The sequence below is a fragment of the Desulfoluna sp. CYM3A genome, from assembly GCF_056829965.1.
In genome coordinates, this window is record NZ_CP186556.1 from 6,229,101 (window position 1) to 6,242,561 (window position 13,461).

A 13,461-nucleotide genomic window follows, 5' to 3' on the forward strand; every position below is an offset into this window, starting at 1 on the left:
ATGACGGCCTGGAAGGCAGCAGATACAGAACCTGCGGCGCACCCTTGTGGCGATGTCGAGGGCCGACGGGAAGCGGCATCGACGCCAAAGGGCGCGCGGCGGGTGGGGCTGGGGACAAGCAGCATGGCCGAACAAGGGCCTTGCCGTGTGGCTCCTCAAACACCCCTTATTTGTAGTCGTGGGTGCCTAAAATGACGGGAACACCGGTTTTTTCTTCGATGAACTTGGCTTTTTCTTCCGGGGTGGAGTAGGGGCAGTCGGGCTTGGCGCCCACCATACAGCTGCTCAGGAAGATGGCGTCGGGCTTGACACCGGAGAGCTTGATGGTCATGCCGACGTTGGGTGCTGCGGAACGTCCGGGGCATTCGCATTTCACAAACCCGATGATCTGGGTGGGCTCTTCGAATTTGCCGTCGCCCATGGCACCTGCCTTGAGACATCGCCATTCACCGGGGCATCCGTAGCCAGAATCCAGATACGAGCCGCATCCTACAACAATCGCCTTTTTCATGTTTTACTCCTTTTAAGGTATTGTAGTTATTGCGCCGAATCATAGGGGATGAACCCAGGGGTGTCAAGTCCCCTGGCAGGGCACTCCAGGGCCAACGCATGCAACAATTCAGTTGCCTCCGGCGGGTCGCTTTTTGAAAAAAGCTCCGCAAAAACTTGTCGGTAAAACGGAAAAATAAAAGGGCTATGAACGGTTGCGACGCGCCCCAAAAAAATGAAACCTGTTTGTCAAACTTTTCAAAAGTTTCGGCTCCGGCAGGGCCGCCGGAGGCTGTTTTTTAAAAGTAGGAAAGGAGCCCATGGGGAATGGCCTCAAATGGTGCGGCCGGGGCCCAGCCTTCGAGAATCCTCTCCATGGGGTCGTGGCATGAGACGTTTTTAGGAAGGATGAGCGAGGGACTGCGGGGTTTTCGCTGGGCGTAAACCATGCATGAGCCGAAATGCATCTCTTTTTCTCCGGGGCTTCCTAAAGGCATGGGGCTTAAGGCGGCCTCTTCGTAGGAGACCCGGCAGGTCGTGTTTTTATCGGGCGTGTGTGGTGCAAGGTGCGCAGGCAGGTGAAGGCCCTCGGGGGTGCGCGTAAAGGCTCCCCCATGACCGGCGTCGGCCAGGCTTGCCTCCAGAGAACCCACGGTGTTGTTGGCCCCGGCAATGGCGAAGTTTCGGATGTATCCGTTGGCCGTTACTGCCTCCCACGGCGCACACAGGGCTTCGGCGGCACGGATTCGGGCAGCGGCCTCCTGAAAACGCTGCTTGTAGACAAAGGAGCAGTAGTTGACCCCCATGGGAAGGCCCAGTTCAAGGGCATGGCGTACCAGCTCCAGGGCCCCCAGCTCCGATTCCAGCACGGTGACCCGGCTGCCGTGGAGAAAGGTGTAGTCCCGAAGGGCCAGGTGACGGATATTGTGGGGCGTAAGGCGCAGTTGGTGGAGGTTGAGGTGGGAGACGCCCGCTTCAGCCATGGGGGCCAGGAGGGCCTTCAGCCGGGAGGTCTCCTCCGGGATCATGGGGATCTCCACGGTGACGGTGGGGATGATCCCTTTGGCCATGGCGGTTTTCTTCAGGGCGTAGTTGGTGGCCCCGATGTCAAAGCGGATTTCGTCCAGGCCCGCCTGAGCCAGGGCTTTCAACTTTTCCCGGGTCACGCGCGTGCCGTTGGTGTAGAGCCAAATATGGATTTTCGGGCCGAGGTGCTCGCGCACGGCCCGGATATAGGCCAGGCTCCGCTCAAAGGTGAGGAAGGGCTCGCCCCCGCTGATGCTCATGCCGGAGAAGCCGAATGCATCCACGTAGGCGGCGTAATCATTCGGGGAGGCAAAGGCAAGGTGGTTGGTGGTGGGGCTCCCCACCTCATCCTGGGGTGTGGGGCAGTAAAAACACCTGCCGTTGCACCGGCCGTTGACAAAGAGACAGGACCATGTCCCCTGCATGCAGGCCCGGCATCCCGGGGAGAGCGGAGGGGCAGCGACCTTGGTCCCTGAAGCGAGGATCTCTCCGCCCAGGTCGTGGATTTTGTCCATGAGGGCGTCGCGACTGGCCTCCCCGGCGGTTGCCTGCTCCGGCGTCACCCAGGAAAGGGCGGCGTAACTTCTGCCGTACTCTTTTCGGTTTCCTTCCACCAATAAAGCCTTGCGATTTTCCGAAAGACCCATCGTTGTCTCCTGTGACGGATGCGTGATGTGTGGCAACCAGCTCGGACAGGTGGGGGGACCGAAGACACCCTCAAGGGATCTCCGGGTTGATAAGAATGCTCTCCTTATGAGGAAAAGAAGTCAAGGGGTTCGGTCAAAAATAATGAGCATGTGACCGGACTGAGGGGCGAAGACCGGGAGTATTCGCGAATCAGGCTCCCAGGGCGCGGAGTATTCCCCTCATGATGCGGTTGATGGCCTCAAAGCGTTCCGCTTGGCCCAGCATCTCGGCCTCGTTCTGCACGTAGGGAAGGGCCTCCAGCTCGTGTCCGCAGTGTTCGATGAGCCGGGCAGCAGAGTCCGGGGTGGTCTCCAGGTGAAACTGCAGGGCCAGGACCCGGTTGCCCATGAGAAACCCCTGGTGCCTGCACGCCTGGCTTGAGCCCACGGCAACGGCCCCGTGGGGGACAGAAAAGGTGTCCCCGTGCCAGTGAAAGACCTCGGCCTGCTCAGGAAAAATGTCGCCAAGGCAGGTGCCGGAAAGGGCCGGGTCCCGGGTGACGGGAAACCAGCCGATCTCCCGGTGGGGATTTTTCGTGACCTCGGCCCCTAAGGCCTCGGCCAGGAGCTGAGCCCCCAGGCAGACGCCCAGGACCTTTTTGCCCTGGTCCACGGACGCCTTGATAAAGCGCTTTTCCGGGGCAAGCCAGGGATAGACGCTTTCATCGCCAACCCCCATGGGCCCGCCCATGATGATGAGAAGATCTAAGGCCGACGGATCGGGCAACACCTCGTCGCGGTACAGGTGCGTGGCGGTTAAACTGTGCCCGGCCGCGGTGAGAACAGCTTCCATACTTCCCAGGCCCTCAAAGGGGACGTGTTGCAGGTAATGCACTCTCATGATGGCTCCATGGTGCCTTTTATGGTGAAAATCGCAGGAAAAAAACAGCCTCCTGCGGCCCTGCTGGGGGCCAAACTTTTAAAAAGTTTGACAAACAGGTCCTAAATCATCAGCTCCAGGCTCCGCCGAAATAATTTCGATATTTTCGAACCCGTGCGTCGTTTTGATCGCCCTTCGGGGGCGATCAAAACGACGCACGGGTGTATTAGAAAAGTTTTTTGCGGAGCTTTTTTTCAAAAAAGCGACCCGCCGGAGGCAACGGAACAATTATCTGAAAAAGCGCAAGGGCAATCTGCTTTCGAGGAGGCTCCACCTCGCCGCCGGAGGCTTTATCTTCTACAGGAAGAGCTCAGGTTCACGCCGCTGTCGGCAGTTTTGGTGAAGGACCCCTGCGATGTGGGCGATCTTGGGCTGATTGAAGGCCAGGGCCCCTTTGGGGCAGGTCTTGACGCAGGCGCAGCAGACAGTGCAGCGGGAGGGGTCGAAGGTGACGGTCTTGTCCACGGTGATGGTGCCGGTGGGGCAGGCCTGGGCGCAGAGGCCGCACAGGACGCAGGCCGAGGCCTTCCAGTCCGGTGCGATGTTGCCCGGGCCGCCGTAGGGGCCTTCGGGGAGCTCTCCGGGGACGGTGACGGGGGCCATGGCCGAGAGATCAGAAAGTCCTTTCAGCTTGTCTGCCACGTCGGCACCGAAGCTTGCTGCAGCGGCTTTGTCCTTGTCATCGGGGCGGCCCTGGGCAATGGGCTTTTCCTGGGTGGAGAAGGTGTGCTCGCCCAGGAGGGCGGCTGCTGCCACCACCTTGAACCCGGCGTTTTCCGCAAGGGTCTTGAGTTCAAAAAGGGCGTTGTCGTAGTGACGGTTGCCGTAGACAGCCACGACGACGGCCGGAGTGCCGTTTCCGCGGATGCCTTTGAGGCGTTCCACGGCCACCGGGGCAATGCGGCCGGAGTAGACCGGGGCTCCGATGACGGCGATGTCGTCTTCAATGGCGATCGAAGGGGCCTTTGCTTCGGTGGGCCGGGTCAGGTCCAGGCTTTTTGTCTCGGTCACGTCCAGCCCTTTGGCGATGTGCTCCAGGGTGGTGAAGGTGGTGCGGGTGGGGGAGTAGCAGATGAGATGTGCTGTCGTGATGTTCATTGAAAATCTCCATGGTCAAAACAGGTGATACGCGTTGGGCTCGAGGGAACCGGAGACCATGCACGCACCGCAGGGCCATGGTGATTCAGGTGCTGCGGGCTGCATACGGAAAGGTCATCGTGGTTCGGCGTTTCCGGTTGGTTCATCAAGCCCTTATGTTTCCGGGATTTGGTGTATCACGTTCTGGTGGGCTTGTCATGGAGATAGCACGTGAAATTTAGTAACTATTCAGCTTGCCTCCGGCGGGTCGTTTTTTTGAAAAAAAGCTCCACAAAAAACGTTTGTAATGGCGAAAAAGTGGAAATTATTTCGGCGGAGCCTGGAAAGGCTTGCTTAAGACCTGTTTGTCAAACTTTTTAAAAGTTTGGCCCCCGGCAGGGCCGCCGGAGGCATCAGCTGAATAGTAACGTTTTTTTATCCGCCGATGGAGGACATCATGTCCTGAACTCCATTGGCCGAAAGGTCGTGGCGCTTGCCTTTGATACCGGCTGCATGGCGGAAGAGGGCGGCCAGGGTGGCGTCGTCGGCGGAGCCTCGCAGGGCGTCCTTGAGGTTCACGGTGACGTCGGAGAGGAGGCAGGGGCGCAGGTGGCCGTCGGCGGTGAGGCGCAGGCGGTTGCAGGTGGCGCAGAAGTGGTTGGTCATGGGGCTGATGAGGCCGATCTCCCCTTTGGCGCCGTCCAGCCTGAAGCGCCTGGCCGGGCCATCGTGGGGGCTTTTTGGCACAGGGATCAGTGTGCCAAGGGCTTGGAGGCGGCGGGTGATGGCAGGCGCAAGGAGTTCGCTGTGGTCGGGACCGGACCCTTTGCCGATGGGCATGTACTCGATGAACCGGATGTGCACGGGGTGATCGAAGGTGAGGCGGGCAAAATCTTCCAGCTCGTCGCCGTTGGTCCCGTCCAGCAGCACGGTGTTGATTTTCACCGGGGCAAGGCCCGCGTCCAGGGCGCCCTGGATGCTTTTTTTGACCTCGGCAAAGAGGTCTTTTCCGGTGATGCGGGCAAACCGTTCGGGCTTGAGGCTGTCCAGGCTGATGTTGATGCGGGTGAGCCCGGCCTCCTTCAGGTTTTGAATCTCATCTGCAATGAGGGTCCCGTTGGTTGTCACGGCCAGGTCTTCCAGGCCTTCCAGGGCGGCAAGCTCCCGGATGAACCCGATGAGTCCTTTTCTGGCAAAGGGTTCTCCCCCGGTGAGGCGCACCTTTCGAATCCCCAGGGAGATGCCGATGCGCACAAGGCGGATCAGCTCTTCATAGGAGAGGATGTCCGTGTGGTCCATGTGGGCAAAGGGGGTGGGGGGCACACAATAACTGCACCGCAGGTTGCACCGGTCCGTGACGGAGATACGCAGGTAGTCGATGGTTCGGTCATAGCTGTCGGTGAGTGTGTGTGTCATGGCAACGAGCCTTTTATTATGGGGTCATGGCCGGGGGGTGCCCATGGAGGCGGCCACCGGCGTGGTGTACGGTAAATCCGGATGTTGATTGTAGCAGGAATAATTCAGGTGGCAAGGGGAGGATAGGCTTTAAGCATCTTTCTTGAATGCATTTCGATGCAAAGGCGGATATGAAAAGCTGCGGCGCTGTGCCTTGAGAACGAAGGGCACAGCGCCGCAGTAATCCGCTTTCGAGGTGGCTCACCTCGTTTTATTCGGCAGCACCGACGATGGTGTCCACAAGGCCGTCGATGGTGAAGGTGTCGGCCACGAGGTGGGGGGTAAGGCCCAGCTCTTTGGCGGTCTCTTCGGTGACGGGGCCGATGCAGGCCACGGTGACGTTCTCCATGAGGGAGAGGTCGCCGTCCGGGATCATGGAGACGAAGTTTCTCACCGTGGAGGAGCTGGTGAAGGTCACCATGTCCACTTCTCGGTTGGTGAGGGCTTCGGCCACTTTTTCGGTGGAGGTGGTGTCCATGGTTGTGCGGTAGACGGCCACTTCGTTGACTGTGGCCCCCATCTTGGTGAGTTCCACAGGGATGACCGGGCGGGCTTCTTCGGCTCGTGGGAGCAGGATCTTTGCGCCCTGGATCTCCTGGTCCTTGAAGGCCTCCACAACGGATTCCGCCACGTAGCTGTCGGGCAGGACATCGGTGCCGATGCCGTATTTTTTCAGCTCGGCGGCGGTGGAGGGGCCGATGCAGGCGGTTTTAAGACCACCCAGGGCCCGGGCATCCAGGCCTTTTGCGAAGAGCTCGTCAAAAAAGGTGGTGACCCCGTTGACGCTGGTAAAGACGATCCAGTCGTAGTCCTTGAGGGTGGCCAGGGCGTCGTTTACGGCTGCGGAGTCTTTGATGGGCTCGATCTCGATGGCCGGGGCCTCAAGGCACTCGGCACCCAGTTCCATGAGGCGGGTGGTGAGGCCGCTTGCCTGCTTGCGGGCGCGGGTAACCACGATGCGCTTGCCGAAGAGGGGGCGGTTTTCAAACCATGTCATGGTGTCGCGCAGGGAAACCACATCGCCCACCACGATGATGCTGGGGGACTTGAGCCCTGCTTTTTTGACATCTTCCACAATGGTGGACAGGGTGCCGGCAACGGTCTCCTGGCGGGTGGTGGTGCCCCACCGGACCAGGGCCACGGGGGTGTCCGAAGGCTTTCCGCAGGCGCTGAGCTTTTCCACGATGTTGGGCAGGTTCTTCACACCCATGAAAAAGACGATGGTGCCCGACTTGGAGATGGCGTCCCAATCGATGTTGGAGTTTTCCTTCTCCGGGTCTTCGTGGCCGGTGACCAGGGACAAGGTGGCGGTGAACTTGCGGTGGGTCAGGGGAATCCCTGCGTAGGCCGGGGCCGCAATGGCCGAGGTCACGCCCGGGATCACCTCCCAGTTGATGCCTTCTTTGATGAGGACTTCGGCCTCTTCGCCGCCGCGTCCGAAGATAAAGGGGTCGCCTCCCTTAAGACGGGTCACGGTGGCCCCTGTTTTGGCCTTTTCCACCAGAAGGGCGTTGATGCCGTCCTGGCTCAGGGTGTGGTCTCCGCCCTTTTTGCCCACGTAGATGATTTCCGCATCTTTTTTGGCGTGGGCCAGGTGGGAGGGGGCGGCCAAGTAGTCGTAGACCAGGACGTCGGCTTTTTCGATGCACTCTCGGCCCTTGACCGTGATCAGGCCGGGGTCTCCGGGTCCTGCGCCCACCAGATAGACGGTTCCGTATGTCTTGCTCATGCTTGGTTCTCCAGGAGTCTCGTAAGGATATCTGCTGCGCCGGCCTCTTTGAGGCGCTCTGCCACGGTGACGCCCAGGGCTTGGCCTTGAGCATTTTCGGCGGTCTCTTGTTCCATGAGGATGCGGGATCCGTCCACTTCGGCCACCAGGCCGCGGATGGTGACGTCTTTGCCGTCGGTTTCGGCAAAGGCGCCCACAGGGATCTGGCAGCTTCCTTCCAGGGTGTTCAAAAAGGCGCGCTCGGCAAGGACCGTGACCCGTGTGGGCATGTGGTTCAAGGGGGCAAGGGCCGCGTCGATGCGGTCGTCCTGTTCCCGGGATTCGATGCACAGGGCGCCCTGGCCCACGGCCGGGAGCATGAGCTCCGGTGCCAGGCATTCGGTGATGTGCTCACCGAGCCCCAGGCGCTTGAGGCCTGCGGCTGCCAGGATAATGGCGTCCAGGTCGCCTTCCGTCACTTTCCGAAGGCGGGTGTCGATGTTGCCGCGCAGGGTCTCGATCTGAAGATCGGGGCGCTTGGCAAGGAGCTGTGCCGAGCGCCTGAGGCTGCTGGTGCCCACGCGGGCGCCTTGGGGCAGGTTCTCGAAGGTGAGGCCGTTTTTGGAGATGAGGGCGTCCCTGGGGTCTTCGCGTTCGGGGATGGCACCGATCTTGAGGCCCTCGGGGAGGTCTGCGGGCATGTCCTTCATGCTGTGGACGGCCATGTCGATGCGGCCGTCCAAAAGGGCCTCTTCGATCTCTTTGACAAAAAGGCCCTTGCCCCCCACCTTGGCCAGGGGCACGTCGAGGATTTTGTCCCCTTTGGTTTTGATGACGAGGAGCTCGCAGGTGACCCCTGTGTGGAGTCGTTCCAGTTCAGATTTGACCCAGTTGGCCTGCCAGAGGGCCAGCTGGCTCCCCCGGGTGCCGATGACAATTTTATTTTCCATCAGGAACCGCACCCCGCGCAACTTGTGGCTGTGCAGCCGGTACAGGAAGAGCCGGAAGCCGATGAGGAGGAGATTTCACCCCCGGCTCCCTTGCTGACGAATCCGCAGCGGGACATCAGTTTGGCAACGTTTTTGTCGCCGCATTTGGGGCAGCTCTCCGGGTCTTTTCCTCCCATGACGAGGTACTCGAACTCGTGGCTGCACGCACCGCACTTGTATTCATAAATGGGCATGGTCTCACCTCATGGTTATTCGGGTTATGGCCCCTCAGGCCGGGCGTTTAGACGCATCGGACGGGCCTGTCCTTAAGTTCAGGGTTTTTCGGGTACGACACACAATAAGCACCCTGGGGCAGGATGGCAAACGGTGTCGTTAAAAATTTTCGGGAAAGAGGATCCGGTCCACCAGGTCGCAGAGGATGTGGCCCATGAGGATGTGGCTCTCCTGGATGCGCGCGGTGACCCCCACGGGCACGGTCAGGGCGATGTCGGCCATGTCGGCGGCGCGCCCCCCTTTGCCGGTGAATGCAATGGTGTGCATGCCTTTTTTTTCGGCGGCTTCAAGGGCCTTGACCACGTTGGGTGAGTTGCCGCTGGTGCTGATGCCGATGGCCACGTCGTTGATCTGTCCCAGGGCGGTGACCTGCTTGGAGAAGATCTCCTCAAAGCTGTAGTCGTTGCCGATGCTGGTGAGGATGGAGGAGTCCGTGGTCAGGGCGATGGAGGCCAGGGGGACCCGTTCGGTCTGGAACCGGTTGACGAACTCGGCGGCGATGTGCTGGGCATCGGCGGCGCTGCCCCCGTTGCCGAAGAGAAGGATCTTTCCTCCGGCGGTGAGGCTTTCGGCCATGAGGGTTGCAGCGTTAACCAGGCGCTCACCGTTTTCGGCGATGGCCGACTTTTTGGTCTCAATGCTGGCCTGAAGGGTGTCGTTGATGATGGTGATCATGGGCGGGCCTCCACAAGGGTCTTTAGGGCGCCTGCGATGAGGGGGATGTCTCCCTCCTGCAGGGTTCGGGGGTCGAGGATGAAGGTGTCGTTTTCAATGCGCCCGATGACGGGCGGCTCGTTTTCTCTCAGGGCCTTTTCCAGGGCACTGGCCCCCATGCCGGGGACGGTGAGCCCCACGCAGCAGGAGGGCAGCTCCAGAAGGGGCAGGGAGCCGCCGCCGGGTCGGGAGGCAAGGGCCAGGGTCTCGGTGGTGACGGGAAGGCTTGACAGGGCCTCCATGAGGGCCGTGGCCCGTGTTTCCGTCTCTTCCCTGTCCATGGTGATCATGCGCAGAGTGGGGATCTTGGCCACGGCCTCGGCTTCGTCCCGGTAGAGGCGCAAGGTGGCCTCCAGGGCGGCCAGGGTGAGTTTGTCGATGCGCAGGGCGCGGGTCAGCGGGTTCTTGCGGATGGCGTCGATGTGGGTCTTGCTGCCCACGATGATCCCGGCCTGGGGACCGCCCAATAGCTTGTCCCCGCTGAAGGTGACGATGTCGGCCCCGGCTTTCACCGACTGCTGCACGGTGGGCTCGCTGGGCAGGCCGTATTGTCCGAAGTCCACAAAGGTGCCGCTGCCCAAATCGTCCATGACGGGGATGCCCCGCTCTTTGCCCAGGGCTGCCAGCTCGGCCACGGAGACCGCCGATGTAAAGCCCACAATGCTGTAGTTGCTGGTGTGGACCTTGAGAAAGAGGCCGGTCTCATCGGTGACGGCGTTTTCATAGTCCCGGAGGTGGGTGCGGTTGGTGGTGCCCACCTCTTTTAATATGCCCCCGCTTTTGGCCATGACATCGGGGATGCGGAAGGCCCCGCCGATCTCCACCAGCTCCCCTCGGGAGACCACGGCCTCTTTGCCGTTGACCAGGGTATCCAGGCAGAGGAGCACGGCCCCTGCGTTGTTGTTCACCACCATGGCCGCCTCCGCCCCGCTGATCTCGCAGATCAGCTCCTCCACGGCGGAATAGCGCAGGCCCCTTTTTCCGGTGGCCAGGTTGAACTCTAAGTTGGAGTAGCGGTCCCCCACGGCCTTGATGCGGTCCAGGGCCTCTTCGGCCAGCAGGGACCGTCCGAGGTTGGTGTGGACCACCACGCCCGTGCCGTTGACCACCCGGGTGAGGTTGGGGCGCATTTTTTTTGCGATGAGTTCATGGGCCAGGGTGAGCACCGAGGCCAGGTCCACGGTGGGGTCTGCCCCGGTGAAGATGGCGCGACGGGTGGCTTCCAGGGCTTCCCGGGCCGACGACGTGAGGACGCTTCGGGGCACCGTTTCTGAAGGGATCTCTGCCGTCAGGGCGTCAAGGAGGGTATCCACACCCGGCAGGGCGCGAAGCAGCTGTTTCTGAGTGTCCCGTAATTCCATTTTTGACTACCTAAAAATATAGTGGGATGCGGCGTGGTGCGGCTTCCCGTATCCGGGTCTCAAGGGACAGGGACGACAGGGAGCCCGCAGGGCCGGAGATGGTTTCATCAGTTCTGCCAAACCCCTTCTTTGTATCTCAAAAGGTCTGCCTCGGCAAATGCTTTTCCCCGCGGGAAGGGGGGCGTTGCAAGGGGTCAGGTAATGGCCAGTTCCGGGCTCCCGGAAAGCACCTGGTGGGGGATGGCGTCCACGATGGCGGGGAAGTCCGAGATGGACATATCCAGAAGCTCCAGCCTGCGGGACAGGGAGTTCATGTCCACCTTATGGAGGCTGGGGCTGGCGCTGAACATGTGGAACAGGGAGTTGGCCACGGAGATGATGGTCACCAGTTCCCGGTGGGCTTCGGCCTCGCACGGGCAGTGGTGGTAGCGGATGGTGTTGGCGATGGAGGCGGGCAGGTCCCATTTTTTGGCCAGCTTGAGCCCGGCCTTGGTGTGGTTGGTCTTCAGGAGCCGGTTCTCCGTCTCCACCAGGTCGTTTTCACCCATGATCTCCCGGTAAAAGAAGGGGCGTGCGCCGGAGACGAACTGGTCCAGGACCACCTTGCCCAGGTCGTGGGTGAGACCTGCAGAGTAGGCGGCAAAGGGGGAGGCCTTGCCGCTTAAAGAGGCTATTTTTTCCGCCACCAGGGCCACGCCGATGGCATGGTGGTACAGGCCGCCCTTGGCCAGGGAGTAGCCGGTGTAGCTGTTGTTGAGCAGTTTTTTTACGGCCATGGCCGTGACGATTTTGGCCAGGGCGGCCTGGCCGATGATGAGCAGGGCATCGTCGATGGAGTCGATGCCCCCCTGCCCGCAAAACACGGCTGAGTTGCAGTATTTGAGGACCTGGGCGCTGATCACCTGGTCTTTTCTTACCTCCTGGGAGAGGTTGTGGATGTCGTAGATGTCCTCATCGATCATCCTGAGGATCTTCAGGGCCACCTGGGGGATGGGCTGGATGTCGTCCAGTCGGGAGATGCGGCCGTGGGTGGTGTCATCGGCTTCCTGCTCGTCGGAGAGGAGTGCCGGGATCACTTCGTAGTCGAAGGTCTCCAGGTTGAAGTTGAGGCAGCAGGTAAAAAAACCGCCGGTCTCAGAAAGGGCCACCTTGATGCCGTGTTTGCCCAGCACCTCTTTGACCACCTCGGCCGTGCGCCCGCCGATGTCGAGGCGGATGTCCTGGTTGCTGACCTTTCCTGCCAGGGCCCCTCCGGCGATGACGGCCTGGAGGCGGGAGATGTCAGCCCCTTCGCGGACGAGACTTCCCAGAAACAGGGGCAGGCCGGTGGCGGCGTATTTTTCCCGGTTGTACTCGGATTTGTGGGAGACGGGCTCGGGCAGGAGGATGTGGTAGAGGCCCCCGATGCCGGCTTCGGCATCAAAGAGGGCGACCCCGACACAGGAGTTGAGGTACGCTTGGAGAATGAGGGGTTTTCGGGCGTTTACCTGGAACGTTCCTGCCGGAACATGATATTTCTGGTAGTAGGTCATACGGAGAGACTCTCTTGCAAGGGGTCGTTCCCAAGTGTGGTGAACAAGGCCCTTGCCATGTCGGGTGCCTGTTCAACCGGAATGCGCTCGGGCAAAGGACCGGATCGGGCTCGGAGAGGGGGGCACCGTACTAGCCAGCGTCCTCGAAAGTGAGTGGTTGCTCACCCTGGTGGGTGCAAAAGGTCCCTTCCCGGCTTTTCAAGCGCTGTTGAGAGAAAAGAGGTAGCACTTTGCTTGGTGTATTGCAACCCAAAAGGCATTAAACTCACTGTTTTTTCATTGTTTTCGAAGGGCTATGCTCCGGTGTGCGGACCACGGTCCCGGCGGGGGGCTGCCGGAGGGGTGATGCCAAACGATTTTGATGCTTTATCCTGTGGGAGAAATAGGGTATACCCCCTGTGACCATGGACACAGCCGTGGTTTTTTATTGTTCAATGACCGCAATCAACATGAAGGTAAGGAGGCGCCCTTGGGTTCCCACGATCGAATCATTTTTCCTCTGGATCTCCCGTCGGAGAAAGAGGCGCTGGCGTATGCCACCCTGCTCTCCGGCAAGGTGGGGTTGTTTAAAATCGGGCTGGAGCTTTTCCTGGAGTGCGGGCCGTCCATTGTGGAGAAGGTCCGCAAGGCGGGGAATGCGGATATTTTCCTGGACCTGAAGCTCCATGACATTCCCGTGACGGTGGAGCGGGCCGTGGCCCGCGTGGCCGATCTCGGCGTGCGGTTTCTGACGGTGCACTGCGGGGAGTCCGAGGCCATGCTCAGAGGCGCGGTGGCCGGCAGCCAGGGCAAGGTGGGGATTTTGGGGGTCACGGTGCTCACCAGCGTGGGGGCCGAGGACATCCGCAAGTCAGGTTTTCTGCCCCAGTATGCCGACGACATGAGGCAGCTCGTGGTCAAGCGTGCGGTGATGGCCCACACCTGCGGGTGTGCTGGCGTGGTCTGCTCCGGCCATGAGGCTGGCGTGATTCGCGATGCCGCGGGCGACGGGTTTTACACGGTGACACCGGGCATTCGCCCGGCCTGGGAAGGCACGGGCGCGGACGACCAGAAGCGCGTGATGACCCCTGCCGCCGCCATGGCGGGCGGGTCCGACTACCTTGTCATCGGGCGGCCCATACGGGACGCTGCCGACCCTGCGGCGGCCGCGGACAAGGTGGCCGAAGAGATCGCCGAGGGGCTTGCCGCACGGCCCTGATCCCGGTTGCCATGGGCCCCATGGGGTCGAAAGATATCTTCGCTTCGGACACATAAAGCCCGACCCGCATCATGCGGATCGGGCTTTTATCGTTTAGGCGCCTTGCCCGAGA

At 60.9% G+C, this 13,461-nt stretch carries 12 protein-coding genes; 1 reads left to right on the forward strand and 11 read right to left on the reverse strand.

The genetic code is table 11. The features are described from left to right. Positions 1-166 precede the first annotated feature (166 nt). From ACOYW1_RS31285 to ACOYW1_RS31335, 11 genes are all read right to left on the reverse strand, one after another. On the reverse strand, positions 167-511 hold the full coding sequence (locus tag ACOYW1_RS31285) for a CGGC domain-containing protein (protein ID WP_482414602.1): 345 nt from the start codon (positions 509-511) through the stop codon (positions 167-169). A 277-nt stretch (positions 512-788) separates the two neighbouring features. Continuing rightward, positions 789-2,162: a radical SAM protein gene (locus ACOYW1_RS31290; RefSeq protein ID WP_482421046.1), complete on the reverse strand. Its 1,374-nt coding sequence runs from the start codon at positions 2,160-2,162 to the stop codon at positions 789-791. Positions 2,163-2,352: 190 nt separating this feature from the next. Further along, positions 2,353-3,042 carry a type 1 glutamine amidotransferase gene (locus ACOYW1_RS31295; RefSeq protein ID WP_482421047.1) on the reverse strand — a complete coding sequence of 230 codons (690 nt, stop codon included), beginning with the start codon at positions 3,040-3,042 and terminating at the stop codon, positions 2,353-2,355. A gap of 336 nt (positions 3,043-3,378) precedes the next feature. Next, entirely contained in the window at positions 3,379-4,179 is an 801-nt protein-coding gene (locus tag ACOYW1_RS31300; protein WP_482421048.1) for a 4Fe-4S binding protein, read from the reverse strand. A gap of 414 nt (positions 4,180-4,593) precedes the next feature. After that, entirely contained in the window at positions 4,594-5,574 is a 981-nt protein-coding gene (gene moaA / locus ACOYW1_RS31305) for a GTP 3',8-cyclase MoaA (protein ID WP_482421049.1), read from the reverse strand. Between the two features lie 250 nt (positions 5,575-5,824). Beyond that, positions 5,825-7,342: a uroporphyrinogen-III C-methyltransferase gene (gene cobA / locus ACOYW1_RS31310; RefSeq protein WP_482421050.1), complete on the reverse strand. Its 1,518-nt coding sequence runs from the start codon at positions 7,340-7,342 to the stop codon at positions 5,825-5,827. Beyond that, a complete protein-coding gene (hemC, locus tag ACOYW1_RS31315) occupies positions 7,339-8,271 on the reverse strand; it encodes a hydroxymethylbilane synthase (protein WP_482421051.1) in 933 nt (310 codons plus the stop codon). The genes cobA and hemC overlap by 4 nt, the downstream gene beginning before the upstream one ends. Continuing rightward, positions 8,271-8,504, reverse strand: a complete 234-nt coding sequence (locus ACOYW1_RS31320; RefSeq protein WP_180137275.1) for an FmdB family zinc ribbon protein — start codon at positions 8,502-8,504, stop codon at positions 8,271-8,273. The genes hemC and ACOYW1_RS31320 overlap by 1 nt, the downstream gene beginning before the upstream one ends. A 139-nt stretch (positions 8,505-8,643) precedes the next feature. Then, positions 8,644-9,219, reverse strand: a complete 576-nt coding sequence (locus ACOYW1_RS31325; protein WP_482421052.1) for a D-sedoheptulose-7-phosphate isomerase — start codon at positions 9,217-9,219, stop codon at positions 8,644-8,646. Beyond that, positions 9,216-10,619 carry an L-seryl-tRNA(Sec) selenium transferase gene (selA, locus tag ACOYW1_RS31330; RefSeq protein WP_482421053.1) on the reverse strand — a complete coding sequence of 468 codons (1,404 nt, stop codon included), beginning with the start codon at positions 10,617-10,619 and terminating at the stop codon, positions 9,216-9,218. The genes ACOYW1_RS31325 and selA overlap by 4 nt, the downstream gene beginning before the upstream one ends. 194 nt (positions 10,620-10,813) lie before the next feature. Continuing rightward, the gene (locus ACOYW1_RS31335; RefSeq protein ID WP_482414611.1) at positions 10,814-12,151 is read right to left on the reverse strand and encodes an HDOD domain-containing protein; all 1,338 of its coding nucleotides are present in this window, start codon (positions 12,149-12,151) and stop codon (positions 10,814-10,816) included. Between the two features lie 469 nt (positions 12,152-12,620). Here ACOYW1_RS31335 and pyrF point away from each other — a divergent pair, with 469 nt between their 5' ends. Continuing rightward, positions 12,621-13,349 (forward strand): orotidine-5'-phosphate decarboxylase, encoded by a 729-nt coding sequence (gene pyrF / locus ACOYW1_RS31340; RefSeq protein ID WP_482421054.1) that lies wholly within the window; start codon positions 12,621-12,623, stop codon positions 13,347-13,349. Positions 13,350-13,461: the final 112 nt, after the last annotated feature.